The organism is Kribbella amoyensis, from assembly GCF_007828865.1.
GTDB classification, from domain to species: domain Bacteria; phylum Actinomycetota; class Actinomycetes; order Propionibacteriales; family Kribbellaceae; genus Kribbella; species Kribbella amoyensis.
This window is the reverse complement of the sequence record NZ_VIVK01000001.1, coordinates 3,315,213-3,340,277: the sequence shown is the minus strand read 5'-3', so window position 1 is coordinate 3,340,277 and position 25,065 is coordinate 3,315,213. Positions and strand designations below refer to the sequence as shown.

At 68.3% G+C, this 25,065-nt stretch carries 21 protein-coding genes; 11 read left to right on the top strand and 10 right to left on the bottom strand.

Going from position 1 to position 25,065, the window contains the following annotated elements:
- Positions 1-22 precede the first annotated feature (22 nt).
- The 4 genes from FB561_RS15895 (at position 23) to FB561_RS15880 (ending at position 3,974) form a co-directional block, all read left to right on the top strand.
- On the top strand, positions 23-1,237 hold the full coding sequence (locus tag FB561_RS15895) for an MFS transporter (protein WP_238334836.1): 1,215 nt from the start codon (positions 23-25) through the stop codon (positions 1,235-1,237).
- Between the two features lie 99 nt (positions 1,238-1,336).
- The gene (locus FB561_RS15890) at positions 1,337-2,173 is read left to right on the top strand and encodes a hypothetical protein (protein WP_145807426.1); all 837 of its coding nucleotides are present in this window, start codon (positions 1,337-1,339) and stop codon (positions 2,171-2,173) included.
- Positions 2,170-3,129: an ABC transporter ATP-binding protein gene (locus FB561_RS15885; protein ID WP_145807424.1), complete on the top strand. Its 960-nt coding sequence runs from the start codon at positions 2,170-2,172 to the stop codon at positions 3,127-3,129. Before FB561_RS15890 ends, FB561_RS15885 begins: the two co-directional genes overlap by 4 nt.
- Positions 3,126-3,974 (top strand): ABC transporter permease, encoded by an 849-nt coding sequence (locus FB561_RS15880; RefSeq protein ID WP_145807422.1) that lies wholly within the window; start codon positions 3,126-3,128, stop codon positions 3,972-3,974. Before FB561_RS15885 ends, FB561_RS15880 begins: the two co-directional genes overlap by 4 nt.
- On the opposite strand, the gene FB561_RS15875 is transcribed toward FB561_RS15880, so the two are convergent.
- Complete coding sequence (locus FB561_RS15875) at positions 3,971-4,408, bottom strand: GNAT family N-acetyltransferase (protein ID WP_145807420.1); 438 nt, start codon at positions 4,406-4,408, stop codon at positions 3,971-3,973. The two genes, FB561_RS15880 and FB561_RS15875, sit on opposite strands and share 4 nt — an antisense overlap.
- 181 nt (positions 4,409-4,589) lie before the next feature.
- Between FB561_RS15875 and FB561_RS15870 the strand changes: the two genes are divergently transcribed.
- Positions 4,590-5,207 (top strand): PDDEXK nuclease domain-containing protein, encoded by a 618-nt coding sequence (locus tag FB561_RS15870; protein ID WP_272952544.1) that lies wholly within the window; start codon positions 4,590-4,592, stop codon positions 5,205-5,207.
- Positions 5,208-7,044: 1,837 nt separating this feature from the next.
- A complete protein-coding gene (locus FB561_RS15865) occupies positions 7,045-7,740 on the top strand; it encodes a hypothetical protein (RefSeq protein WP_202880630.1) in 696 nt (231 codons plus the stop codon).
- 46 nt (positions 7,741-7,786) lie between these two features.
- On the opposite strand, the gene FB561_RS15860 is transcribed toward FB561_RS15865, so the two are convergent.
- Together FB561_RS15860 and FB561_RS15855 are read right to left on the bottom strand one after the other, a co-directional pair.
- A complete protein-coding gene (locus tag FB561_RS15860) occupies positions 7,787-8,722 on the bottom strand; it encodes a nucleotidyl transferase AbiEii/AbiGii toxin family protein (RefSeq protein WP_145807416.1) in 936 nt (311 codons plus the stop codon).
- Entirely contained in the window at positions 8,655-9,650 is a 996-nt protein-coding gene (locus tag FB561_RS15855; protein WP_145807414.1) for a type IV toxin-antitoxin system AbiEi family antitoxin domain-containing protein, read from the bottom strand. Before FB561_RS15855 ends, FB561_RS15860 begins: the two co-directional genes overlap by 68 nt.
- A gap of 280 nt (positions 9,651-9,930) precedes the next feature.
- Between FB561_RS15855 and FB561_RS15850 the strand changes: the two genes are divergently transcribed.
- Together FB561_RS15850 and FB561_RS15845 are read left to right on the top strand one after the other, a co-directional pair.
- Positions 9,931-10,656 (top strand): hypothetical protein, encoded by a 726-nt coding sequence (locus FB561_RS15850; RefSeq protein ID WP_145807412.1) that lies wholly within the window; start codon positions 9,931-9,933, stop codon positions 10,654-10,656.
- The gene (locus FB561_RS15845; protein WP_238334835.1) at positions 10,622-11,791 is read left to right on the top strand and encodes an XRE family transcriptional regulator; all 1,170 of its coding nucleotides are present in this window, start codon (positions 10,622-10,624) and stop codon (positions 11,789-11,791) included. The genes FB561_RS15850 and FB561_RS15845 overlap by 35 nt, the downstream gene beginning before the upstream one ends.
- A gap of 874 nt (positions 11,792-12,665) precedes the next feature.
- Here FB561_RS15845 and FB561_RS15840 read toward each other — a convergent pair.
- On the bottom strand, positions 12,666-13,829 hold the full coding sequence (locus FB561_RS15840) for an acyl-CoA dehydrogenase family protein (protein WP_145807408.1): 1,164 nt from the start codon (positions 13,827-13,829) through the stop codon (positions 12,666-12,668).
- A gap of 155 nt (positions 13,830-13,984) precedes the next feature.
- Here FB561_RS15840 and FB561_RS15835 point away from each other — a divergent pair, with 155 nt between their 5' ends.
- Entirely contained in the window at positions 13,985-15,331 is a 1,347-nt protein-coding gene (locus FB561_RS15835) for a UDP-glucose dehydrogenase family protein (RefSeq protein WP_202880629.1), read from the top strand.
- A gap of 37 nt (positions 15,332-15,368) precedes the next feature.
- Here the strand turns inward: FB561_RS15835 and FB561_RS15830 are convergent, their stop codons facing one another.
- The 3 genes from FB561_RS15830 to FB561_RS15820 all read right to left on the bottom strand — a co-directional run bounded on the left by FB561_RS15830 (position 15,369) and on the right by FB561_RS15820 (position 18,350).
- Positions 15,369-16,589, bottom strand: a complete 1,221-nt coding sequence (locus tag FB561_RS15830; RefSeq protein ID WP_145807406.1) for an MFS transporter — start codon at positions 16,587-16,589, stop codon at positions 15,369-15,371.
- A 74-nt stretch (positions 16,590-16,663) separates the two neighbouring features.
- Positions 16,664-17,167, bottom strand: a complete 504-nt coding sequence (gene purE, locus FB561_RS15825; RefSeq protein WP_145807404.1) for a 5-(carboxyamino)imidazole ribonucleotide mutase — start codon at positions 17,165-17,167, stop codon at positions 16,664-16,666.
- A gap of 10 nt (positions 17,168-17,177) precedes the next feature.
- Entirely contained in the window at positions 17,178-18,350 is a 1,173-nt protein-coding gene (locus FB561_RS15820) for a 5-(carboxyamino)imidazole ribonucleotide synthase (RefSeq protein WP_145807402.1), read from the bottom strand.
- Between the two features lie 142 nt (positions 18,351-18,492).
- Between FB561_RS15820 and FB561_RS15815 the strand changes: the two genes are divergently transcribed.
- Positions 18,493-19,059 (top strand): GtrA family protein, encoded by a 567-nt coding sequence (locus FB561_RS15815; RefSeq protein ID WP_145807400.1) that lies wholly within the window; start codon positions 18,493-18,495, stop codon positions 19,057-19,059.
- A gap of 18 nt (positions 19,060-19,077) precedes the next feature.
- Here the strand turns inward: FB561_RS15815 and FB561_RS15810 are convergent, their stop codons facing one another.
- Complete coding sequence (locus FB561_RS15810; RefSeq protein WP_145807398.1) at positions 19,078-19,659, bottom strand: DUF3558 domain-containing protein; 582 nt, start codon at positions 19,657-19,659, stop codon at positions 19,078-19,080.
- Between the two features lie 17 nt (positions 19,660-19,676).
- Complete coding sequence (locus tag FB561_RS15805) at positions 19,677-21,470, bottom strand: hypothetical protein (RefSeq protein ID WP_145807396.1); 1,794 nt, start codon at positions 21,468-21,470, stop codon at positions 19,677-19,679.
- 83 nt (positions 21,471-21,553) lie between these two features.
- Here FB561_RS15805 and FB561_RS15800 point away from each other — a divergent pair, with 83 nt between their 5' ends.
- Positions 21,554-24,349 (top strand): AfsR/SARP family transcriptional regulator, encoded by a 2,796-nt coding sequence (locus tag FB561_RS15800; protein ID WP_145807394.1) that lies wholly within the window; start codon positions 21,554-21,556, stop codon positions 24,347-24,349.
- On the opposite strand, the gene FB561_RS15795 is transcribed toward FB561_RS15800, so the two are convergent.
- A complete protein-coding gene (locus tag FB561_RS15795; RefSeq protein ID WP_145807392.1) occupies positions 24,321-24,932 on the bottom strand; it encodes a PH domain-containing protein in 612 nt (203 codons plus the stop codon). The genes FB561_RS15800 and FB561_RS15795 overlap by 29 nt on opposite strands.
- Between the last annotated feature and the right edge of the window lie 133 nt (positions 24,933-25,065).

Genomic DNA, 25,065 nt, shown 5'->3' with positions numbered 1-25,065 from the left:
CGTTCCCGGAAGGACCTGACGCTTGGCTTCCCGTTCATCGTTCCGCCACCCCCTGGTCACCGCCTATCTGCGGTGGACCTGGCTGCGCTCCGCACTCCATAACGGCTGGTGGCTGGTCACCAGCCTCTACCTCGTCCTCGACGCCGGGCTGACTCCGTCCCAGCTCGTCCTGATCGGTGCCGTCCAGAGCGTCTTCGCGCTGTTCGGTGAGATCCCGGCCGGGGTCCTCGCGGACACCGTCAGCCGCAAGCTCTCGCTCGTCCTCTCGCTCGTCCTGATGGGGACCGCGATGATCGGTACCGGCCTGGTCACGTCGTTCCCGTTGCTCCTGGCCACCCAGGTGGTCTGGGGACTTTCGTGGACGTTCTCCAGCGGTGCCGACATCGCCTGGATCACCGACGAGCTGGATCGCCCGGACGTCATCACCTCCGTCCTCGCCCGAGCCGCGCGCGCCCAGCTCGCGGGTGCCGCGACCGGTCTCGCCGTGCTCGGCGCCCTGGCGTACGCGACCCGCCGCGATCTCGCGATCGTCCTCGCGGGATCGGCGATGCTGCTGCTCGCGGTGTACGTCGTGGTCCGGTTCACCGAGGAACGGTTCGTCGCGGCTCGCCGGGCCCGGTGGTCGGCCTCGCTGACCGTGTTCCGGCGCGGGGTCGCGCTGGTCCGCCGGAGCCCGGACCTGCGCCGGATCTTCCTGGCCACGGCGCTCATCAACGGCGCGGCCGACGCGGGTGGCCGGCTCGCCCCGAAGCAACTGGTCGACCTCGGCCTGCCGATCGGCGGGGATCCAGTGGTCTGGTTCACCGGGCTCGGTTCCGTCGGGTTGCTGGTCGGCGTACTCGCGATCCGGGTGGTCGGCCGGCGGCTCGACGGCGACCACGCGCGCTCGTCGTACGGGACAGCCGCGCTGATCGGTGCGGGCGGGACGGCTCTGCTCGCGTTCGCACCCGACGCCGTGACCGGGAGCGTAGCGCTGGTGATCGTCTCCGGGATCGCGATCCCGTTGACCCGGGTGATCTCGACGATCTGGATCAACGCGCGGACCACCAGCGACATCCGGGCGACCACGCACTCGTTCCTGGCGCAGGCCGAGTACCTGGGCGAGATCACCGGTGGCGTGGCGATCGCCGCGGTCGCGGGCGTGGTCGGGCTGCCGTTGGCGCTGGCCGGGTCGGCGGCTCTGTACGCGCTCACCAGTCTGTTGATGCGGGTTCGGCGACCTTCGCCGCCGAGCTAACGGCCGCCAATGGGTATCGATTGACTTTCGATAGATTATCAGCGATCTTCGATGCAGGCGCTGCGGTGTGCGGCGTCTGCGTCGAGGGGAGCTGAGGGTATGCGTCGTCCGCAAGAAGGTCCGTTCCGCCGATCTTGGCGGCATCCCCTGGTCGCGGCGCTCGCCGTCGGCCTGGTCCTCACCGGGGCCGCGACCGCCGCGGCGAACGACTGGCTGCCGATCTTCCAGACCAAGCAGCTCGCACCGATCGGCCTCCGGGCCGACGACCTGGTGAGCCTGCCCGATCTGCGCGGGTACGGCGAGGTCGAGGTGACCGGGAACAGCACCCTCAGGCGGGTCGGCGACGTGGCGACGGCAGCGGCGAAGACCGGGCTGGACGTACCGGAGGTCGCGAGCCTGCCGCGCGGCGTCAGCGGGAAGTCCGAGTACCAGGTCGTCGGCAAACTGACTGCGACGTTCACCTTCTCCACAGCGCGAGCCACGGAAGAGGCCGGACAGACCTTGCCGCCTCCGCCACCGGGGCTCGACGGTTCGCGGGTGCGGCTCGTCGCCGGACCAGGGGTGACCCAGGTGTGGTCGTCCGACGCCGGCGTCCCCGCGCTGATCGTCGGTCGCGCTGTTGCTCCCTCGGCCTCGTCCACGGGCGTGCCGTTCGCGACCGCTCGGGACTACCTGTTGTCGCTTCCCGGCGTCCCTGAGAAGGTGGCGGCCCAGTTGCGGACCTTCACCGGCGACGGTTCCACGCTGCCGTTGCCGGTCCCGGCCGATCAGGTGACCACGTCGTCGGCGCAGGTGAACGGCAGCCCGGCCGTCGTCCTGACCGCGCGCGACAAGACGATGGCGGCCGTCGTCTGGGTACAGGACGGCCTCGTGACCGCGGTCGCCGGTTCGCTGGATTCCGACGAACTCCTGCAGGTCGCTCGGGAGCTGCGGTGATCCTCGACGTCGACGTGCCCACGGTCGGCAAGTCGTCGGTGGACCAGGCAGTCTGGTGCTCCGGTCTGCGCAAGCGCTTCGGCCGGCGCCCTGCGGTCCAAGGGGTCTCGCTCGAGGTAGGCCGAGGCGAGGTCGTCGGACTGCTCGGGCCGAACGGCGCCGGCAAGACCACGGTGATCAAGATGCTGCTCGGCCTCACTCATCCCGACGCGGGCGACGTCCGGTTACTCGGCCGGCCTGTGACGGATCCAGCCGCGCGGACCCGCGTCGGGTACCTGCCCGAGCTCTTCCGGTACCAGCCCTGGCTGACCGCGGCCGAGGTGCTCACCCTGCACTCCCGCTTGGCGCACCGTGGTTCGTCCAAGCAAGCGCGCCACGACTGCTTGGCGAAGGTCGGGCTGGCCGGTCGGGCCGACGACCGGGTGGGCGGCTTCTCCAAGGGAATGCAGCAGCGGCTCGGTCTGGCGATCGCGCTGGTCGCCGACCCGGAGTTCGTGATCCTGGACGAGCCGACGAGCGCGCTGGATCCCCTCGGCCGGGCCGACGTTCGCGACATCGTGCTCGACCTGAAGTCCCGTGGCGTCGCCGTCCTGCTCAACTCCCACTTGATCGGTGAGGTCGAACGGGTCTGCGATCGCGTGGTCATCCTCGACCACGGCGAGGTGGCCGCGTCCGGAAGCCTGGCCGAGCTCCTGGGTCAGCGCGAACTCAAACTCCATCTGACCGGTGTCACCCCTTCGGCCGAGAACCGGCTTGCCGCCCTCGGCGTTGTCGAGAGAGCCGGCGACTGGTACACGGTCGCGCTCCCGGCCGAGGACGACAGTACCGCCGTACCGTCGCTGGTCCGCGATCTTGTGGCCGACGGCATCGAGGTGCACGCGGTCGAGCCGGCCCGGATCAGCCTGGAGGAACGCCTGCTCGGCATTCTCCGCGCGGACCAGGGCGGCGACCGATGAGTACCGTGCTGACGATCGCGGGACTCACCCTGCGCGAGGCGTCCCGGCGTCGGGTGCTGCTCGCCCTTGCTGTGTTGACGATTCTGCTGCTCGGGTTGAGCGCGTGGGGGTTCTCCCGGCTGGCGGCCGAGTCGGCCCAGGGTTCGCTGACCACTGGCGAGGCACGGTTGGCCGCGTCCCAGGTGCTCAACCTGGTGATGTTCGGCTTCAGCCTGATCGCGGCCCTGGGGACGGCGTTCCTGGCCGGGCCGACCGTGTCCGGCGAGACCGAGTCCGGGATCGCACTGGCCGTTCTGGCTCGCCCGATCCGCCGCTCCGCCTTCCTGCTCGGCAAGTGGCTCGGTTTGGTTGCCTTTGGCACCGGGTTCGTCGGGCTCGCGGGTCTGGCCCAGTGCCTGATCGTCCGCTGGACGGTCGACTACTGGCCGCCGAACCCCGCGGCCGCCCTCGCCCTGCTCGCCGGTGAGACGACCGTCCTGCTCACCCTGGCCGTCCTGCTCTCGACCGTGGTCTCCCCGATGGCCTCCGGTGTCGTCACGGTCGGCCTCTTCGGCGCCACCTGGGTAGCCGGCGTAGTGGGCGGAGTCGGCACAGCCCTCGGCAACGAAGACGTCGCCCAAGTAGGCACGATCTCCCGCATCCTCCTCCCCACCGACGGCCTCTGGCGCGGCGCGATGCATGCCCTCCAAGACCCAGTAGCCCTGGCGCAGTTCGGCCCGGAAAGAGAAGGCTTCCCCTTCCTCAGCGACGCCCCACTAGCCGTCCCGTACCTGGCCTGGTCCGCCATCTGGGTCGCCATGATCTGGACCCTCGCCGCCCTCGGCTTCCTCCGCAAGGACCTCTAAAGATCCTTGCGGAAGTGGATGTCGGAGTGGCCGGCGGTCGGTACGCCCTCCCACCGGAAGATCTGGCGGTACCCGTTCCGCTCGTAGAACTCCGGCGCCTGGAAGGTGAACGACGTCACGAACACGTGGGTACAGCCACGCCCGGCCGCCTCCACCTCGAAGTCCCGCAACAACCGGCCACCGACCCCATGCCCGCGAGCATCCGGATGCACCCACACCATCCCGATCCCCCCGGCCACACCCCAGGTCCACCCACTGATCCCCGCGATCAACCGGCCATCGTCGTCCTGAGCCCGCACGGTCAGCTCACGAGCCGCCGCGGTACCGGCCGTCGCCTCCGCGTTGAACTCGTCCAGCCGATCACTCAGCTCCTGATCCAGCCCGGCATCCGCCTCACCAACCCGCCAAACCAACCGCTCCGCAGCAAAAGTCATCCCCCATTGTCAGGGATCAACGGAGGCGTTCGAACCGGGCAGGCGGACTGCGAGTACTCAGCCGGCAAGCGTGGGAGGTCGTCCCCGGCCGGCCGCCTGCGGTGAGGCGGGTTGTTCGCGCGTCAGCCTGATCTGCTGCAGCGTGGCCAGTGCGTAGAGTGACCGCGTCGTCAGTATCGAATTGCTGCGCTTGTACTGGGCGATCGGAACGGCGCTCCTGGAACGTCAAGCCGTCGAGGGCTGGGGAACACGCGTGATCCACCGGCTCGCGGACGACCTGCGCGCCGAGTTTCCGGACATGCGAGGCTTTTCAGGCCGTAACCTTCAGTACATGGCCTCCGCGGCACGTGCGTGGCCAGGGCCAATTGCGCAGCAACCTGCTGCGCAATTGCCGTGGGGGCACATCCTGGTGCTGCTCGACCGGCTCGACGACCAGACCGAACGGGATTGGTACGCCATCGCAGCTGCCGAGCACGGCTGGTCCCGCCACATGCTGCTGAACCAGATCAAGAACCGCCTGCACCAACGCGAAGGCGCCGCGCCGTCCAACTTCCCCGCACGGCTTCCACCGGCCGACTCCGACCTGGCCCAGCAGCTCACCCGCGACCCGTACGTGTTCGATTTCCTCGAGCTCACCGCGGCGATGACCGAGCGCGACCTCGAGCAAGGCCTCATCGACAGCCTGCAGCGCACCCTGTCCGAGTTCGGCCGTGGGCTCAGCTTCGTCGGCCGCCAGGTCCACTTCGACGTCGACGGCCGGGACTTCTACATCGACCTGCTGTTCTTCCACGTGGAGTAAATGCGGTTTATCTGCACTGTGTCAATCAGAAGATGAAGCGCGAGGCCTACCTACCGATCGACGGCGTCTCGGAGGCCGAGTCTGCCTCGCAGGCGGCAGACTCGGCACATGGACTTTGGAGATGCGTTTGTTCAGGCGCTCGAGGTGGCGGTGACCCCAACGGCCGCCGATGTGAGCATTGCCCGCGGAGTCATCCTGAGCGCACTCGAGTCCCCAGAGCCGCAACTGCTGACGACCTTCGAGGACGCCTGGCTCGAGGCGCAAGGAACCAGGCGGCCAGCAGAGAGATCACAGTACTTTGCGGCCGCATCAGCCGCTCCTTGGCGGCGCTTTGAGGACCCTGAGCCTGCGGACCCTCACCTCATGCAGTTCCGGGGACGGCACGCAGTACGGCGTGCCGTCGCACAACTCACCGCAGTAGGCGTGCTTGCTCGCGGAGAGGGCAACCAATACGACCTGCAGCCCGAGCGACTCTCGATCACCTATGCCGGAGGTGGAGACAGCGCCCCGCTCTTTGTTCATAGCCCCTTCATCGCAGATGCTTCCAGCACACCGAGATTCCTACTCGTTACTCCCGAGGATGCCGGTGCTGCCGAAGCCCTACTGCCAGTCGACGAAATGCTGGCCGATCTCAAGGGGATCCTCGGCGCCCAAGGGGAGCAGTTGGTCCGCGAGAGCCGCAAGTCCTTGCAACGCGGCCTGTACCTGTCCTCGTCCAGTCTGCTCGCGGCCGCGTCGGAAGCAGCTTGGTTCAACCTGGCACGCAGCATCCCAGAGTCCGGCGAGAAGCTTCACCGATTGACCACGGAAGGCCGAGACATCGCAGAGGTAATCCGGCTGACAGAACCTCACCTGCTGACCCTGAAACGAAGTAGAACCCTGGTCACCGAGATCCACCAGCCAAGGCCACCTCTTTCGAGACATCCGCAACTACGCGCTCCACCCAGTCGAGGAACACGGCGGCGACCGCGAGGTATGGCTCAGCGAAACCGGTGCCACCCTGTTGACTATCGCGGCCCGGCGCTACTTCATCAAGATGGCTCGCGTGAAGCACTTCCTCACCACCATTGCCTGATCCGCGCAGGTGCGCCCGCGCAGAGACGAAGCCACGCGTACGGTGCGCAGCTTCTCGGATGCACGATTAGCATGGCGCCTTGGAAGGGCTGCCGCTCCAGAGGCTGAGCCGTGACGCCTCTCTGTCGCCGGCGACTGTGACCGCGATCAGCACGGGTCACCTCGTCCGGCAGCGCCACAGCCCAGCTGTAACTCCGCACGTCAGCAACGTCTCACCCGCTGCTGTGGGCCGACGTCGGACGTCGCACCCGGCACCTCGAACGCCACCGGCTCCGGATCATCTCGGAATTGGAAGTCGAGATCTCCTAGCGCCCAGCCCGACGGCAACGATGCGGCACCCAGCCGGTCCGAGGCAGTCGAGCGTTCGGTCTCTACGATCTAGGTCTACGCGCGCAGGACGGGTCCGACAAACCTTCACGAGGGTGGGCATGAGTGTCACGGCGATCTTCGAGCTTCCAGTACACATCTGGCTGACCTGCGACGCGCTCTCCGCGACGTACCCCACCGGCTACGGCGATCTCCGGTTCACCGTCGCCATGCCAACCGGCCAGCCTCCCGTCGGAGGTCCACCTGACCTGTCAGGGATCGAGCTGCCCTCTGAACAGTCGGGTGAACAAGTCACCTGGGTGCAGGAATACGGCGCCCACATTCCCGAATCGCTGCAGCCAGCCACCGCTCTCCACCGCGTAGCCCTGACTGACGTCGACGGTCCACCTACGAGCACAGGTCATGGGCAGGCCCGGAACACCTGCTCGCTGAGTCCGTGCATGCCTGGTTCGACGAAGTACGCACCTGGGCAGAGATCATGACCGGCCAGGACCTCGACCCCAACCACCGCGTCTACGATGCCGAGCCGGTCGGCCATGGCCTGACATTCATCGAGCCGGCCAACGACGGCGCGCTAGGCATGACGATCACGACGCCCAGCGTCCTCCCGCTGCGCGCACGGGAATGGGCTGGCATCCTCAAACTCGTGCAGGCCGGCAAAGAGCCACCCCTAGAAGAGATTCTCAGCCGCGACGCTCGTGCCGCTCACCGGCGCTACGCCACCCGGCGCGCGATCATCGACGCCGCGACAGCGCTCGAAATTTCCCTTGGCCGATACGTCCGCGACCGCTCCGACCACCTGCCGGACAAGCAGCGCAATCGCATCAACGACCGCACTGCTTTGGGCACCTGGGTCTCGATAGCCGAGGAGTCCGGCCTGCCGCTGGCCGTACCTGTCGATCGCCTACGCGAGCTCAGCCACCTTCGCAACGATGCCGCCCACCACGGTTCGGCACCAAGTCACTGGGATGCGGCCCAGGCCGTCCAGGTCATGATCGACTTCCTCGGAGCCCATGGACGGTTCCGACGCACGGGTCAGCGCGAACCTGATGGCGGGGAATGGGTGCTCGTCGATTCCGGCAGCAGCAACGACAATTCCGGCGACACAAAGGCGGACCCGGCAGCGACATGACCAAGCGCTCCAAGAACCAGCCTCGTGGGCTGCACAAGACGGCGCGCTACTTCCACGACTGATCTCGAGGATCCCAGCTCCCGCCCCGCCGATGCCCCGCAAGTACCCCGTCCAGGCAAGCCCCACAAAACGTCAACGCGGCAGCAAGGTCCCCCAATTCTCGCGGATACTCCGCGAAGTTCGCTGCTGCCCGCGGGAACGCCGCCACCCAGTCGGCACTCGGTGCGATGAACCCAGCCGGCAACGTCATGCGGCGCCGACCGGCCTCGCGCTCGAGAACGATCATAAGGCGGCCAGCATCGAACGGCGTCGCCTTGATGATCCGAACGATGTCGGCCAGATCGCGATATCTCGTCGACGGTACCGAACCATCCGGCCCGTGCCGCTCGTAGAGCGCACAGATCTTGTCGGCGAGGTGATTCTCGATCGGCGTTGTCGGAACCGCGGGCAGCTCCTCCAGCGTCTCGTGCTCGATGATCGGCCTCAGCGGAATGTTGTCCACTCTCCCGTCGACGTGCCTGCGAGTCGTCAGGTCGATGCTGAAACTCTCAAAATCCCGGCCAGCCAGCATCGCTCTCGCCTTCACTTTGCCTGTCTCCGCGCCGTAGCCGTACGGATCAGGTTCTTGATGCTGCTCGACCGAGTCGAGCTTGAACTCGAACGGATCGTTGCGATATGGCCGGCTGGACAACAGACGAAGCTCGGCGAGCGCGTCATCGAGGCTTCGCCACGCCGACTGCCGCGCCAGGTCAACATCCTGCGTGAACCGGCCGTGGCCGGTCCGAATCGTGAGTGCATTGCCGCCGAGCAGCACCCATGGTGCCGCATCGTCTTGGAAGATTCGGCTCAGGAAGATCGTGAAGATGTACTGCTTGCGGACTAGATCCGCGGTGACCCCTCGTTTGCGGGCCTCGCTAGCCAGCTTCGCTCCCAGAGACGCCCTGAGTCGGATCAGTTCTATCTGAGACTTCGGTTCTGACATCGTCTACTTCCTTGTTCTGCCGGCCAGCGGCAACCAGCGTTTTGCCGTCCCTGCACTCGGCAAGCTCTGCCGCCGTGACGCGGGGACGGAGCTGCTGCGTCAAGGTCCGGACGAGAGCCTCTGTGTCCGGCAGGGCCGAGCGGAGCAGCTGCTGGGCCAGCTCTGTTGCGTCATATGGCGGGGCGAGCTGTCGAAGCTGTTCGGCAAGGGCATTGGTGAAGACATTGCGCAGCTGTGGCCCCAGCTGCGCAACGAGCTTCTCCCGGAAATCTGGCACCAGGAGCTCTACGAGCTCGGCCGGGGGCCGGTAGGCAGACGTCTTGAGTGCCGCGTCGAGTAGAGCATTCGTATCCACGAGAGTGGACCCCTTGTGAGAGGGCGTGAGTGCCCGCGTGAGTTCGACGGACGCGGCATCTCTCATGCTCACCGCATCGCGCACCGCACCGGCCAGATGATCTGAGTCGGTTCCACCATCCGCCAGGTCCTTCAGTGTTCGAGCAACACTCGTCACCGGCAACCCGTTCACCCAGGTGACATCCTCATCCGGCAAGTCACGCTTGCGATAGCGCGTGTCCGCCTGCGCGGTCTGCCGACGCACGGCTGAGCTGAACTCGTACTTCGAAGGCAGCAGGTCACCCAGGCCGTGTACCGCCGCTGCCGATTCCCCCGAAACCACTGCCAGGGGCTGCTCTCCCGCTGGACGGCTTCCTGTGGCAAGCCACGCCGCCCGCAGACCTTGCAGGGATCCCGTGTCGGCTGAAGGGAGCGCGTAGACGCCATGCCGCACCCGCTGCAACGTGCCGCGCTCGGCAAGACGAGAAAGCTGCATCTTCGATACGCCGCCGTCCTGTGCCTGGCTGGCAGTCACCAGGCCCCACTGACCGGACCCAAGGAGCTCCAACGACTCCAGTACGTCCAATGCCTGCATAGCAATCACCTCCCTGATGCTTCGATAGTAACCCTCTAAGCGTGACTTTTAAAGTATCCCCATGCTTGGCCAGGTTACTTAGCAAGCACTCCTGGCTCCCTAACACCCTCGGTAGTGGCGGAGCCTGTCGCATTACCTGTGGTGACGGGAGCGGTTCTGCGGGCCGGCTGGCTAGCTAGCTAGCCACTCCTCCAGGGGAGCACTGAAGTAGAACTGTGCAATATGTGTCAAAATCTAAAGCCCCAGTGTAGTCTCTGAGCAAGATCCATCGGGAGGCGACATGGATGCAGGGCGGCGCTGGGCGCTGGAAACCTTCGGACAGTACGGACCATTGATCCGCGAACAGATCGCGAAACTGGTCCTAGACGAGCACGAATCCAGCCTCGACGCCCAAGAAGCCTCAGGCCACCGCTCCCGCAGCGTGTACGGAGAGTACTGGCGAGGCATCCTCGAGAAGTTCGAAGAATTCTTCGGCAACCTGCCAGGAGCGGCGATGACCCGGCCTGGAGGCGCCCCGTACAAAATCCCGGTCGTCAACGGCGTGGCGCTCTACCCCTGGCGGTATGCAAAGAGCCGAGAGACCGAGCTGGCAAACACCCCCTTCGCGACCTCATCGGCACGGACGGAGGCTGCCAACCTTCGGCCGACCGGTGTGCAGGAAGCTCTCCTCTCACTCGACCTCCCGGACCCGCAGTTGACCGAGGAAGAGCAACTGCTCGTAGACGGCTTCACCGCCTACACCGGTGATCCGCTGGTGAGTTCGAGTCGGATGGTGCTGGTCGCAATCTCCAGCTCCGTAAACGGGCTGTTCTCCGTGCAGTGGGGCGAGGTCCAGTTGACCGCTGACGGGTACGTCGAGTGGATCGGCGATCCCGAAAGCTTGCTCGAGCTGCAGCCGACACTGCCTGTCTCCACCTCACCGACCCGTACCTTCACCTCCGGCGAACCGCCGAAGAGGTTCCCGGATACCGATGTCGACGGAGAAGCATCAACGGATGAGCGATGACACACAAGGCTCAGACCTGGTCATGATCGGCGGCGGCCGGCAACCAGTAATCGAGTCAATTGCCAGTGCGTTCGACCCCGCACGGCTTACTCAGGCCCGGGTGCTTGCCGAACTCACGAAGGCTGAACTGTCCGAGGCCATCGGCGTATCAGCTGCGGCTATCGGGCAGTACGAGGCAGGAGCGAGCAGGCCCAGGCCCGACCTCATCCCGCGACTGGCCAGCACGCTGAACGTCCCGGCCGAGTACTTCGCAGCCGGGCGACCTTTCGGTCGGCTGGATTCGTCGAGCGCTCACTTCCGCAGCCTGCGATCCACGCGCGCCAAGGACCGAGCCAAAGCGGTCGCCCACGCCGAGCAGCTGTGGGAACTGACCTACGCACTGGAGAAACAGGTCCAGTTTCCGGCGGTCTCACTGCCCTCCATGCCTGACGGCGCGACACCGGCCGAGGCAGCGCGGTCATTACGCGCAGCCTGGTCCATCGGCCGCGGACCGGTACCCCACCTCGCGGCAACCATGGAATCGCGCGGCATCGTCGTATGCCTCATCCCGCTCACGAACGAAGCCATCACACGCGTCAAGGCATACTCCACCGACGCGCTCGGCAGGCCGCTGATCATCATCACGCCGGAAAGGTTCAAATCGGTCTACGAGTACCGATTCACCTGCGCACACGAAGTCGGCCACCTGCTGCTCCACCCCAACCCACTGCCCGGCGACCGGCAGCAAGAACGAGAAGCCGACCAGTTCGCCGCAGAGTTTCTCACTCCTCGCGCCGAGATCGAGCCGCTGCTGCCCAAGAGCATCCGGATCGCCGCACTCGATCAGCTCAGCAAAACCTGGGGCGTGTCGATCGAGTCGCTCATCTACCGCATGGGCGAACTTCGCCTAGTCTCCGACGCATCCATCCGGCGAGCCCATCAACGGCTGGCGCAGATTGCCGACCTAAGACCGGACGAACCGATCGCCTCATACCCAGGGGAGATGCCCACACTCCTTCGAGAAGCCATGGATCTCGCAGGCAAACGTGGATTCCACCACGCGGACCTCGCACGTGAGCTGTGCTGGACCACGCAGCACCTGGCCAGCCTGCTCGACGAAGCCGACGACCGCCCACATCTGCGCGTCGTACGCTGATCGCCATTGGGGTTGCCATGGCCTACGGCGAATGGCACTGTCGACCGGCGTAGTCAGATTCGCCGGTTCCAGAGCTGATGGGTAGATGCGGAGATCAGCCGCTTCTCAAGGGTCGCCGCCCCTACACCGTCCGCAGTGACGATCCAGGCCAGCTCGAGGTCGACACGCACGATTGCGGCCTTCGCCCACTGTCTTGCTCGAAGTGGGCCCTCAGTCTCAGCCCGGTGAACCATCTGGCGAGCCAAGCTGAGTCGGCCAGGGCCCGGTCAAGAGCGGCCTCACCCAACCCGCTCACAGCCGCCTTGCCACTCAGATAGCGCCGGAGCCGATCCTGCATGCCTCGACCGCCACGCTCGCCGGCTATGCCGATGTAGACGACCTGCTGAGTCGTTCGTTCACGGGCGCGGTAGACGCCCGGATCTCGGGGAGCCACCACTACCGCCTCCTGGAACGGCAACCACGGTGACCACTCAAGCTCCGCATCAAGCTCCATGCCAAAATTCTCGCCCACGGAACTGTGCAGTCGAGGCCACCGATGGCCGGGTTTCTGAACTCTGCCGGACTGCAGCTCTGCCACCCGAACCGCCAGATTCCCGGCCACAGGATCCCGGCATGTTGAGCAAGAAATCTCCGCGCCAGAGCCTCGGCGTACGGGCGTCGTTGGCGGAAAGTGGCTACACACTTAGCTACGCCAGTTGTGCAGGGATCTTCGCTATGCCCTGGCCGGCACCGCACATCCGATCGCGGTCGCTGACTACACCTATGGCACCTGCCCTCGCCCCGGTTCGCTGCCTACAGCCACGGAGCTGGCCGAGGTCGTCGACACTGCCCTGGCTTCTGACCACGATGACGACTGACCAGGCGCAAGGGCCTGCTAGCCGAGACCTTTGAGCAGTTGGCGGGCCATGACGATGCGTTGGACCTGGTTGGTGCCTTCGTAGATCTGGGTGATCTTGGCGTCGCGCATCATCCGCTCGACCGGGTAGTCGTGGGTGTAGCCGTAGCCGCCGAGGAGTTGGACGGCGTCGGTGGTGACGGCCATGGCCACGTCGGAAGCGAAGCATTTGGCAGCGGCGCCGAAGTACGTGAGGTCGGTGTCGTTGCGCTCGGAGCGCGCGGCCGCGGCGTACGTGAGCTGGCGGGCGGCTTCGATCTTCATGCCCATGTCGGCGAGCATGAACTGCAGGCCCTGGAACTCCGCGATCGCCTTGCCGAACTGCTTGCGCTCCTGCACGTACCCGAGGGCGTAGTCCAGCGCGCCCTGGGCGATACCGAGGGCCTGGGCCGCGATCGTCACCCGGGTGTGGTCGAGCGTCGCCATCGCGGTACCGAAGCCGGTGCCCGGGTCGCCGATGAGACGGGCGGCCGGGATGCGGACGTTGTCGAAGTACACCTCGCGGGTCGGCGAGCCCTTGATGCCGAGCTTCTTCTCCGGGGCGCCGAAGGAGACACCCTCGTCGCCCTTCTCCACCACGAAGGCGCTGATGCCCTTGGACCGCTGATCCGGATCGGTCACCGCGAACACGGTGTAGAAGTCGCTGACGCCCGCGTTGGTGATCCAGCGCTTCACGCCGTTCAGCACGTACGTGTCACCGTCGAGCACCGCGCGGGTCTTCATCGAGACGGCGTCCGAACCGGCCTCGGGCTCGGACAGGCAGTACGAGAACATCGACTCGCCCGCGGCCACCGGCGGCAGGTACCGCTGCTTGACCTCGTCGGACGCGGCCAGCAGCAACGGCAGCGAACCCAGCTTGTTCACCGCGGGGATCAGCGAGGTGGACGCGCAGGCGCGGGCCACCTCCTCGATCACGATCACGGTGGCGAGCGCGTCCGCCCCGGCCCCGCCGTACTGCTCGGGGATGTGCGGGGCGTGGAAGTCCGACGCCTTCAGCGCGTCGTACGACGCCTTGGGGAACTCGGCGAGCTCGTCCACGTCCCCGGCATGCGGCGCCACCTTGGCATCGCAGACGTCGCGGACGGCCTCCCGGATCGCCTGGTGCTCCTCGGACAGGGCGTACAGGTCGAATGAGTTACTCACGAGTTGCAATGTACGACGGATCGCCCCCGACCGGGACCCGGCCGCACCGGAAAGTGACGAACGGCGCACCCTCGTACGATCACCGGACCCCCTGCCAGACCGCGCTGGTCATCCTCCGGTCACGCCTCGGACATCGGCATCGGTAGAGTCGCCGCATGACTGTAGGCACGCCCAGCAGCGAACGACCGCTGCGCATCGCGGTGATCGGCACGAACTACCTCGGCGCCAACACCGCCGCGGGAATGGCCGAGTTCGGCTTCGACGTGGTCGGGGTCGAGATCGACGAGCACCGGCTGAAGCTGCTCAACGACGGCAAGGCGCCGTTGTACGAACCGGGGCTGGATCCGCTGCTCAAGAAGCACACCGACTCCGGCCGGCTGCGGTTCACCAAGGACTACCGGGAGATCGCCGACTGGGCGGACGTGCACTTCATCTGCGTGGGCACGCCGCAGCTGGAAGGCAGCGACTCCGCGGACCTGGCCCAGGTGAACTCGGTGGTCGACATGCTGGCGCCGTTGCTGACCCGGCCGTGCCTGGTGGTCGGCCGCTCCACGGTCCCGGTCGGCACCTCGAAGCTGGTCGAGCGGCGCTTCCACGCCGAGGCGCCGGCCGGTTCGTCGGTCGAGATCGCCTGGCAGCCCGAGTTCCTCCGCGAGGCGCACGGCGTCGACGACACGCTGCACCCGGACCGCCTCGTCTTCGGGGTCCAGTCGGCCGCGGCGGAGACCAAGCTGCGTGAGGTGTTCGCCACCCCGATCGCCGAGGGCACCCCGGTCGTCGTCTGCAACCTGCCGACCGCCGAGCTGGTCAAGGGTGGCGCGAACGCCTTCCTGGCCACGAAGATCTCGTTCGTCAACGCGCTCGCCGAGATGGCCGACGCGACCGGCGCCGACGTCACCCAGCTGGCCGACGCGCTCGGCTTCGACAAGCGGATCGGCCGCGGCATGCTGAACGCGGGCCCGGGCTACGGCGGCGGCTGCCTGCCGAAGGACCTGCGCGCGTTCATGGCCCGGGCCGGCGAGCTCGGTGTCGAGGAGGTCATCACGCTGCTCCGCGAAGTCGACGACATCAACTACCGGCGGCGGGCCCGGATCGTCGACGTCGCGCACGAACTGCTCGGCGGCGAGTGGGTCGGCCGCAACGTCACCGTCCTCGGGGCCGCCTTCAAGGCCGGCACCGACGACGTCCGCGACTCGCCCGCGCTCGACGTGGCCGGCCGAATCCAGCTGCACGGCGCGAACGTCACCGTGTACGACCCGGAGGCGATGGAAAACGCGCGACGGGTCCGCCCGACCCTGCGGTACGCCGCGTCCGCGGTCGAGGCCTGCGAGGACGCGCACCTGGTCCTGCACCTGACCGAGTGGCCCGAGTTCCGTGAGCTCGACCCGGCCGCGTTGACCGGCTCGGTGGCCGCTCCGGTGGTGCTGGACGCCCGGCTCTCGCTCGACTCGGCGAAGTGGCGCGCGGCCGGCTGGACGTACCGGGCTCCCGGCAAGCCCTGAATCTCGCAAGCCAGAAGACGCGACCGTCGCCCGTTGGTCAGGTGACGGTCGCGTTCCGCAGGACCGGGCGGGTCAGCGCGACCAGGCCGATCAGCGCGGACGCGATCCCGATCCCGAGACAGACACCGGTGATCCCGACCGAGTCGAGATCCGAGAGCGTCCCGAGCACCGGGTTCATCACCACCAGGGCGAGGCTCTGGCAGAGCACGATGACCGACTGCAGCCGGGACTGGTACTCCCGCTCGACCGAGTTCATCAGCAGCGGCAGGACGTGGCCGGTGAACGTCCCGACCCCGATTCCGCTGACCACGGCGGACGCGATCGCCAACGGCAGCTGATCGAACATCGACAGCCCGACCAGGCCGACGGCGGCGAGCAGCAGGCCGAGCGCGGCCACCAGACCCGGCCGGTTGAACGCGCCACGGAACAGGATCCGCACCGCGATCACGCCGACGCCGAGGCTCCGGGTGGCGATCAGCAGCCCGGCCGTCGCGGCGTCCCACTGGTGATCGCGGGCCAGCAACGGCAGGATCAGGGCGTCCATCGGCATCAGCAGCCCGGCCGCGAGCGTCATCGTGATCAGCAGGGTCCGGGTCAGCGGTCGCCCGAAGGCGACCTTCATCCCGTCCGCGATCGACCGGAACATGCCCGTGGTCACCTTTGGCGGCGGGTCGACGGTCCGGCCGACGATTCCCAGGACCACGATCATCACCGCGAACGTCAGCGCGTCGAACCCGGCGGCCGCGGTCAGGCCGGCCCAGCTGACCAGGATGCCGCCGACCGCCGTCCCGGCGACCGCGAACACCATCCCGGTGACCTGAAAGCTCGCCATCACCCGCGGCACCAGCTCGGGCTGGACCAGCAGCCGCGGCATCGCCCGGGACGACGGCAGGAAGAACGCGTCGATCACGCCGACCACGAGGGCCACGGTGACGAGCAGCCAGATCGGCTCCTCGACCGCGATCGTGACCGGGACCAGCGAGGCCGTGACGAAGAACATCGCGGCACAACTGACCAGCAGGACCTTCGGCGCCCCGAACCGGTCACCGACCGCGCCACCGATCAGCAGCAGGGCGGCCCGCGGCGCCGCGGCCAGCAGCAGGACCAGGCCCGCCACCCGGCCGCCGTAGTGGCTGGCGGACCAGCCGATGGCGAACGCGATGGTCAGATCGCCGAGCAGCGACACGGCCGCGCCGAACAGCCAGATCCAGTACCTGGCCGGGATGCGCTGCGTGTCCGAAGCTGCGGGCGGAGTCACGATCGATGACCTTAGACGAGACAGTGGGGTTTTGACGGCTACTCGCGCCGAAGTCGGGGGAAATCCGGCTGCCGTCAGCGGGGACGCAGCTCGTCCGCCCCGTCACGCACCGTCGCGCCCTTGGCCCGGGCGAGGTCGGCCAGGGACTCCTGGAAGGCGAGCATCCGGTCCCGCAGCTTCTCGTCGTGCACGGCCAGGATCCGGACCGCGAGCAGGCCGGCGTTCCGCGCGTTGCCGATCGAGACGGTGGCGACCGGGACCCCGGCCGGCATCTGCACGATCGACAACAGCGAGTCCATCCCGTCCAGGTACTTCAGCGGCACCGGTACCCCGATCACCGGCAGCGGCGTCACCGCGGCCAGCATGCCGGGCAGGTGCGCGGCGCCGCCGGCCCCGGCGATCAGGACCTTGAGACCCCGCTCGTGCGCGGCCCGGCCGTAGTCGATCATCTCCACCGGCATCCGGTGCGCGGAGATCACGTCCGCCTCGAACTCCACCCCGAACTCCACGCACACGTCCGCGGCGGCCTTCATCACCGGCCAGTCGGAGTCCGACCCCATCACGATGCCCACGCTCATGGTCTGGTCCTCACTCGTCGATCGTGCCGGTCAGGTACGCCGCCGCGTGCCGGGCACGCTCGCGGACGTCCTCGAGGTCGTCGCCGTACGCCGTGACGTGGCCGACCTTGCGGCCCGGCTTCACGGACTTGCCGTAGAAGTGCACCTTCAGCCCCGGGTCCCGCGCCAGGCAGTGCAGCAGCCCCCGGTGCATGTCCTCGACGTCGCCACCGAGCACGTTCACCATCACCGTGTACGGCGCCCGCGCGGCCGGTGACCCGAGCGGCAGGTCCAGGACGGCGCGCAGGTGGTTCTCGAACTGGCTCGTCACCGCGCCCTCGATCGACCAGTGGCCGGTGTTGTGCGGGCGCATCGCGAGCTCGTTCACCAGCAGCCGGCCGTCGCGGGCCTCGAACATCTCCACCGCGAGCACCCCGACGACGCCGAGCTCGCCCGCGATCCGCAGCGCCGTCTGCTGGGCGTACGCGGCCTTCTCCGGGTCCAGGCCGGGCGCCGGGGCGGTCACCTCGACGCAGATGCCGTCCTTCTGCACCGACTCCACGATCGGGTACGCCACCGCCTGGCCGTGCGGGCTGCGGGCCACGATCGCGGACAGTTCGCGGACGAAGTCGACCTTCTCCTCGGCCAGGATCGCCACGCCGGCCCCGAAGGCCGCCTCGACCGCGGGGTCGTCCGGGCCGTCGACCACCCAGACGCCCTTGCCGTCGTACCCGCCGCGGGTGGTCTTGAGGATGATCGGAAAGCCGCCGACGCGCTTGGCGAAGTCGGCGATGTCGTCACGGTCGGCGACCACCTGGTGGGCCGGTGCGGGCGCGTCGATGGTGTCCAGCCGCTGCCGCATCACCGCCTTGTCCTGGGCGTGCACGAGCGCGTCCGGGCCGGGGCGTACCTGGACCCCGTCCGCCTCCAGGGACCGCAGCAGGTCCGTCGGGACGTGCTCGTGGTCGAACGTGACCACGTCGGCCTCCGCGGCGAACCGGCGAACCGTCTCCGGGTCGCGGTAGTCCCCCACCGGCGCATCCGCGACCGCCTGCGCCGCCGACACCGTCGGTCCCTCGGCCAGCACCCGCAACTGGATCCCCAGCGCGACCGCAGCCTCCTGCGTCATCCGGGCCAGCTGGCCACCACCGACCATCCCGACCACGGGGGTACCGACAGGGAGCTCCGTACGCTGAAACTTCACAGGCTGGAGCCTAATGTGCTTACAACAGGTGGCCGGAGGGGGGCCAGTTCGGCGCGCGGGGGATTTTCGTCTCGGCCCGGTCGGCGGGTACCGTGAAGTTCACTGTCCCTGTCGTTCGTCAGCACAGAGAGTCGCCCGGCCGTTGAAGATCGTCACCACGCTGTACCGCCAGGTCGAGCACCTGGTGCACGAAGTGGCCAAGTTCGGGCTGGTCGGACTGCTCGGCATGGTCGTCGACCTGCCGATCTACAACTGGCTGGTGTTCAACAACCCGCTGGTCGTCTTCGGCACGCACGGCGACGGCCTGTTGCACGACCGGCCGGTGACCGCGAAGTTCATCTCGGTCACCATCGCCACCGTCGCGACCTACCTGGGCAACCGGCACTGGACCTGGCGGCACCGCGAGCGCTCCGGCCTGCAGCGGGAGTACGTGCTGTTCTTCGTGCTCAACGGCATCGGCCTGCTGATCGCGGCCGGCTGCCTCGGCTTCTCCCGGTACGTGCTCGACCTGCACACCGCGCTGGCCGACAACATCTCCGCGAACGTGATCGGGCTCGGCCTGGGCACGCTGTTCCGCTTCTGGTCCTACCGCAAGTTCGTCTTCCGCGAGGAGATCGCGCTCGACGAGGCGGAGCAGACCGCGCACGCCCCGGACTCCCCCGCCGAGCTGGACGCCGAGTCCACCGGCGACCTCCCTGCCGTCCGCTGAGTACCGCAACGTCCTGCGTCAGCCGCGAGCCAGTACTTCCCTGAGCAACGCCACAGCACCGTCCGCACTGGCCTTGGGCCCGCTCTGGTTGGCCACGGTCACGTACCTGCCGTGGAGCGCCGCGGCGTCCCAGTCGCCGTCGACCATGCCGGGCGCGGAGTACGCCTTGTCGCCGATCCCGGTCAGCACCTTGTAGTTCTTGGCCATCGTCGGCGGCGACCAGAAGCCGGCGGGCACCCGCTGGATCATGATGCTGCCGCCGGTGTCGGCCGTCGCGCTCCACTGGCAGGCCGAGTCGAGCGGGCCGCTCACCTGTCCGGCTCCCACCTCGCCGCCGAAACGCTCGGCGATCTCCGCCTGGCTGAACAGCGTGCACAGCCCCTGGCCGGCGCCACCGCCCTGCGCGTCCACGACCACCTTGGTGCGGACCGGCGCCGAGTCCTGCGCCGCCGGTTTCTCGGACGCCTGCGGGTCGGTCGGCTGGGAGGTGGAGGTCTTCGCCGCGGGCGCCGCGGCGGGACTCTCGTCGCCGCCGCCACAGGCGGTCGTCGCCAGCAGGATCAGCCCAGCCACCGCGGCGGCGGTGCGTCGTACGGACATGTCGGTCTCCTCGTGGATCAGCGGGGTTGGAGCAGGGCCGGGTCGACCTTGCAGAAGCGAGCGAGGCCGGTCCCGGCGGCCGGGAAGTTCGAGGCGGCGGCCTCGTTGCCGATGGCGGCCGCGCCGGCGCCAGTCGCCACCAGCCGGTACACCCGGAGCAGCGCGTCGACCCACACGAGCTTGTCGGCAGGAGCCAGCGGGCGCATCGCGGTGAGCCGCCGGACCAGCTCGCCGGCCCAGGCCTCCGGAGTGGGCTGCGCCTGGTGGTCGGACGACCACTTCGCCATCGCCCGGTACTGCGTGCAGAAGTCACCACGGCCGGGCTTCGACGGGGTCGGCGTGGGCGTCGGCTTCGGCACCGGCTTGTGGAAGAGCACGGTGACGCTGCCGCTCCCCGCGACCGCGAAGATGCCGCCGGCCCGCGCGGCCAGCTCGGCCTCGACGACGTTGAGCAGCGGGTCGAAGATGCCGTTCAGGATCGCGGGCGGGATCACCGGCAGCAGCGAGGAGAGGACCCCGCGGACCTGGTTCTTCACCTCGCCGAGCAGATCCCGGATCTCCTTGCGCTCCACCTCGATCCGAGCCACCGCGCGTCCCGTGACCGGCGTACCGGCAGCGTCCTCGGCCGTCTCGCGACCGGTGGCGAACCGGAGCCGGGCCGTGCGGTCGGAGCCGACCTGGCCGGCCAGCGGGCCGGGCGTGATCACGCCGTCGTTGGCGATCACCTTCCAGGTCGCGGGTGAACCGGCGGCGACCACCTCGGGCAGCTTCTTGCCGGCCACCTGGGCGCACTTGACCAGGGCGTCCGGCCAGGACGCGGTCAGCTTGTCGCCGACGGCCACGAATTCGCCGGTGACGTCCGGCTCGGCGCCGACCGCGAACCGGTACGGGCCGGCCGGTTGCAGGGCCACCCGCAAGCTCTGCTTGGTGAAGTAGGAGATCACCAGCGTCGCCACGGTCAGCGCGCCGATCGCCGACCGGAGCGCGTCGAAGAGCGGCCGGGTCAGCTTGTCGACGACCGCCTGGACGATGCCCTGGGCCAGGCCGAGCGCGAAGTTCCAGACGTCGGCGAGCCAGGAGACGACGGTCCAGAACCCGCCCGAGCTCGCCGGTTTCAGCTTGAGCGCGTCGAACACCGTCTTGAGGGCGTTGGCCAGGAAGTTGGTGATGTCCGTGCACGGGTCGAACGCGACCGCGGCCGGCCGTACGCCGCTTCTGCTCGGGCCGGTACTGCGGACCGGGCCGGGCGTGGTCGGTTGGGTCGTCGTCGGCGTCGGAGCGGCCGTGAGGGGGCGGGTGAAGTCGGTGACGAACAGCGTCAGCACGGCCAGCGGGAACACGACCTGCCCGGCGTGCTTCCAGCCACGGTCGCCCATCAGCCGGTGCGCAACCTTCGCGGCGTCGGTCGGTTGGCGGGCGATCCACGCTGCGACGAGGTAGCTGAGTGGGGGTGAACCCGCCGGCATCGGTGCCAGCCGGTCGACCTCGGTACCGAGCAAGCCGCCGCCTGCTCGCTGTTCGGCGATCATGCGGTCGGCTTGTGCCTCGGTGATCAGCAGCTCGCCTGGTTTCGGGGCGACCGCGGTGGTTTCGGTGGGCACGATGCGGAATCCGGCCGCGGTCAGGTCCGCGGTGGTGATGGTTTCCGAAGGGGTCGGCTGGTGGTCGCTGGGTGAGGTGTTGGCGGCCGGTTGGACGGCACTGCCCGCGTCCGGTTTCGCCGTACAGCCGGTCGCCAGCAAAGTGGCCGCGGCGAGCCACGCCACGGCGACCCGGGCGCCGCTACGATTCCGTCCACTGATCCTGAACACGCTGTCCCCCCAGGGCAGTCTGGTCGCGATCGACCGTCACAGCTTCGTGGGGTGGAGCTAAGAAACGCTTAAGGAGACCGGTGATGCGGTTCGGCATCCTGGGTCCGTTGGAGGTGCTGGCCGATGACGGGGAACCGCTGTCGCCCGGCAGCCCGAAACAACGGACTCTGCTGGCGCTGTTGTTGCTGGCCGACAACCGCCCGATCCCGGCCGAGCGCCTGATCGACGAACTCTGGGGCACAGACCCACCAGCCACCGGCACAGCCACCCTGCAAGTCCACCTCTCCGGCCTCCGCAAAATCCTCGGCAACCGCCTCCAAAGAACCCCCGCCGGCTACGTCCTCCACGTCAAAGAAGGCGAATTGGACGCCACCGAGTTCATCCGTCTCACCACATCCGCCGGACAGGAACCCGGGGAGGTTGTGGCGCGGTTGGGGGAAGGGTTGGGGTTGTGGCGGGGGGAGGTTCTGGGTGGGGCTGGGGAGGCTGCTTCGGTGGTTGGGGCGCGGGAGCGGTTGGGGGAGTTGCGCCTGGAGGCTCTTGAGCGGCGGGTTGAGGCCGAGTTGGCTTTGGGGCGGCATCGGGCTTTGGTTTCCGAATTGACTGCGCTTGTTGCGGCTCATCCGTTGCGGGAGCGCCTTTCTGGTCAGCTCATGCTGGCTTTGCACCAGTCCGGCCGGACCGCCGATGCCAACGGCATCTACGTGCGCTTCGAGACCGCCTGCAGGGACGAGCTCGGCACCGAGCCCTCCGACCGACTCCGAGCGCTGGCCGAAGGCATCCGGCGCAACGACCCCACCTTGGACGCCCCGGGACCTGCGGCGTTGCCCGTCCCCGCGAGCCGGTTCGTCGGACGCCGGCGCGAGCTCGACCGGATCGAGGAACTGCTCGGCACTTGCCGCCTGCTCACGTTGACCGGCCCCGGCGGTACGGGCAAGACCCGGCTCGCGCTGCAGCTCGCCCGCGACCTCGGTACCGCGCACTACCCCGACGGCATTCACCTGATCGAGCTGGCGGGTTCCTCGGACGAGGCGTCGGTGACTGGCCGCCTCGCAGCCGCCGTCGGAGCCCGGGAACTCCCCGGCGAACCACTGGCCACCACGATCGCCGTCCATCTCCAGCACGCGCGTGCCCTGGTCGTCCTGGACAACTGCGAGCACGTCGTCGACGCCGTGGCCGAACTCGCCGACTACCTGCTCAACCACTGCGGCTCGCTCCGCCTCCTCGTCACCAGCCGCGAACCGATCGCGGTCACCGGCGAGACGGTCGTACCGGTAGGCGGCCTCGAACTACCACGCGCGGACGCGTCGTACGAGGAGGCGACGCGATCGGAGGCGATCCGCTTGCTCGCGGCGCGCGGCGCGACGGCGCGGGCCGGGTTCCGGATCACGCCGGACACGTACCGGTCCGCGGTGGCTGTCTGCCGTCAGCTGGACGGACTGCCGTTGGCGATCGAGCTCGCGGCGGCCCGGTTGCGGATGCTGAACCTGACCGAGTTGGAGCAGCGGCTCGAGCGCCCGCTGGACCTGCTCACCGCCGACAACCGCTCACTCCCCCGACGACACCGCGCGCTGCGGTCGACGCTGGAGTGGAGCCACGACCTGCTGGACAAGCCGGAGCGAGCCCTGTTCGCGCGGCTCGCCGTCTTCGTCGACGGGTTCCCGCTGGAGGCCGCGGAGTACATCGGGACCGGCCTGGACGACGCTCCGCCCGTACTGGACCTCGTGTCGCGACTGGTGCACCGCTCGCTTCTCGTACCCGACCTGGACGGCCCGGTCACGCGGTACCGGATGCTGGAGACGATCCACGAGTACGCCGTGGAGCGGCTCGCCGCCGCGGGTGACGCTGACTCGGTCGCCGAGTTGCACGGGAAGTGGTGGCAGCAGTGGGTGGAGACGGCGCCGCAGTTCGGCGGTGACGACCACGCTTTCTGGTTGGCCCGGCTCACCAGTGAGCTGGGCAACCTGCGAGCGGCGATGGACTGGGCCCTGGACGGCCAGGCGGAACAGGCCCTGGCGATCGCGACGCGGTCCTGGTGGTTCTGGTGGACGACCGGCCAGATGAACGAAGGCAGCCAGTGGTTGCAGCGTGCCCTGGCCGTTGCCGAGCCGGGTGCACGGGCGGTCCGCGGCGAGGCTCTGCGCGCGGCGGCCGCGCTCGCCCGCAACAGCGGTGACCTGGAGACCGCGCGGAAGCTCGGCCTCGAAGCCCTGGCCGTGCAGCAGGAGCTGGGCGATCGGCGCGGACTGGCGATGGTCTGGAACAACCTCTGCATGACCGCGACCGGGCAGCGCGACCTCGACGCGGCGCTGGAGTACGCCGAGCACTCGCGGCAGGAGGCGGAGCTGGTCGGAGCCGAGCGGGGGCTCGCGATCGCGGCTAACAACACGGCGACGGTACTGCGCTGCCTGGGCCGGCTGGACGAAGCAGCCGCGGGGTTCTCGGAGGCGCTGGAGCTGTTCAGCGGCTGTGAGGATCGGCGGGGTGAGGCGGCCGCCGTTGGCAACCTCGGCGTGATCGCTGCTCGGCAGGGGCGGGTCGAGAAGGCGCGGGAGTACTACCTGCGCAGCTTGAAGCTCTACCAGGAACTGCAGCTCGAGGAGGGCGAGCTGGACATGGTCGAAGCCTGGGCCGGGCTGGAGGCCGCGGACAACCCCGAGGAGGCGCTCAGGCTGCTGCGGATCGCCGACCGCGAGCGCCGGCGGCTGGGTGCGCCGCTGTTCGTTCCGGACGAGATCGACGCCCGCGCCGAAGCGCTGACGACCGCAAGATCAGCGCTGACCGCTCCGGAAGGCGGAGGGCCGGTGGGTGATGAAGGCGAGTCGTTGGCCGACGTGGTGGTGGGGTTGCTCAGCGGCGGTCGTTTTCGTCGGAGTTGAAGAGGGTTTCGCTGTCCTGGTCTTGGGGCTGGGGGCGCCGGCGGAGGGTTTCCGGTGGGGCTTCGTCGTCGAGGATGCCGTCGCCCGGCTTGCCGTCCGGGCCGCCGAAGAGCAGGTCGGACATCTGCAGGTGCATGTGCTCGACGTGCGGCACGTCCGGCAGGACCACCTGGCCACGCTCACCGGCCGACTCGATCTGCAGGGTGCCGCAGCCGAGCATCCGGTCCACCAGGCCGTGCTCGTACGAGACGTCGTTGATCCGCATCAGCGGGATGTCCCGGCCGGTCCGGGTCAGGATGCCGTGCCGGGTGATCAGCCGGCGATTGGTCAGCGTGTACGTGGAGAAGAACCAGTTCAGCACCCGCTTGGCGGCGAACGCGGCCAGCAGCACCACGCCGACCGCGAGGATCGCCAGCCGGGCCGGTGTCTGCATGCTGCCCGGCGGCACGATCGCGGCCAGGAACCCGCCCGCGCCGGCCACCACGAGCAGCAGGAAGACCGGGAAGATCAGCGCCTTCCAGTGCGTCCGGGTACTGACGACGATGTACTCGTCCTCGCCCAACAACTTCGCCGAGATCGCCATGGCCCCAGTCTCACAGTTCCGGGGGCGAAATGCCGCCTGGCGACACGACGAGCGGCACCGAAGCGATTGAATCCTTCACAAAGTGGATACTGTCCGCCTAGGTCGTGTCTGGTAATCCCGCGCCGTAGGTGGG

Excerpts from the sequence above, each read along its gene's own strand:
- FB561_RS15855 (WP_145807414.1), bottom strand. The coding sequence starts at position 9,650 with ATGCAGGCATTGGACGTACTGGAGTCGTTGGAGCTCCTTGGGTCCGGT.
- FB561_RS15810 (WP_145807398.1), bottom strand. The coding sequence starts at position 19,659 with ATGTCCGTACGACGCACCGCCGCCGCGGTGGCTGGGCTGATCCTGCTG.
- FB561_RS15880 (WP_145807422.1), top strand. The coding sequence starts at position 3,126 with ATGAGTACCGTGCTGACGATCGCGGGACTCACCCTGCGCGAGGCGTCC.
- FB561_RS15800 (WP_145807394.1), top strand. The coding sequence starts at position 21,554 with ATGCGGTTCGGCATCCTGGGTCCGTTGGAGGTGCTGGCCGATGACGGG.
- FB561_RS15835 (WP_202880629.1), top strand. The coding sequence starts at position 13,985 with ATGACTGTAGGCACGCCCAGCAGCGAACGACCGCTGCGCATCGCGGTG.
- FB561_RS15875 (WP_145807420.1), bottom strand. The coding sequence starts at position 4,408 with ATGACTTTTGCTGCGGAGCGGTTGGTTTGGCGGGTTGGTGAGGCGGAT.
- purE (WP_145807404.1), bottom strand. The coding sequence starts at position 17,167 with ATGAGCGTGGGCATCGTGATGGGGTCGGACTCCGACTGGCCGGTGATG.
- FB561_RS15845 (WP_238334835.1), top strand. The coding sequence starts at position 10,622 with ATGTCGACGGAGAAGCATCAACGGATGAGCGATGACACACAAGGCTCA.
- FB561_RS15860 (WP_145807416.1), bottom strand. The coding sequence starts at position 8,722 with ATGTCAGAACCGAAGTCTCAGATAGAACTGATCCGACTCAGGGCGTCT.
- FB561_RS15795 (WP_145807392.1), bottom strand. The coding sequence starts at position 24,932 with ATGGCGATCTCGGCGAAGTTGTTGGGCGAGGACGAGTACATCGTCGTC.
- FB561_RS15850 (WP_145807412.1), top strand. The coding sequence starts at position 9,931 with ATGGATGCAGGGCGGCGCTGGGCGCTGGAAACCTTCGGACAGTACGGA.
- FB561_RS15890 (WP_145807426.1), top strand. The coding sequence starts at position 1,337 with ATGCGTCGTCCGCAAGAAGGTCCGTTCCGCCGATCTTGGCGGCATCCC.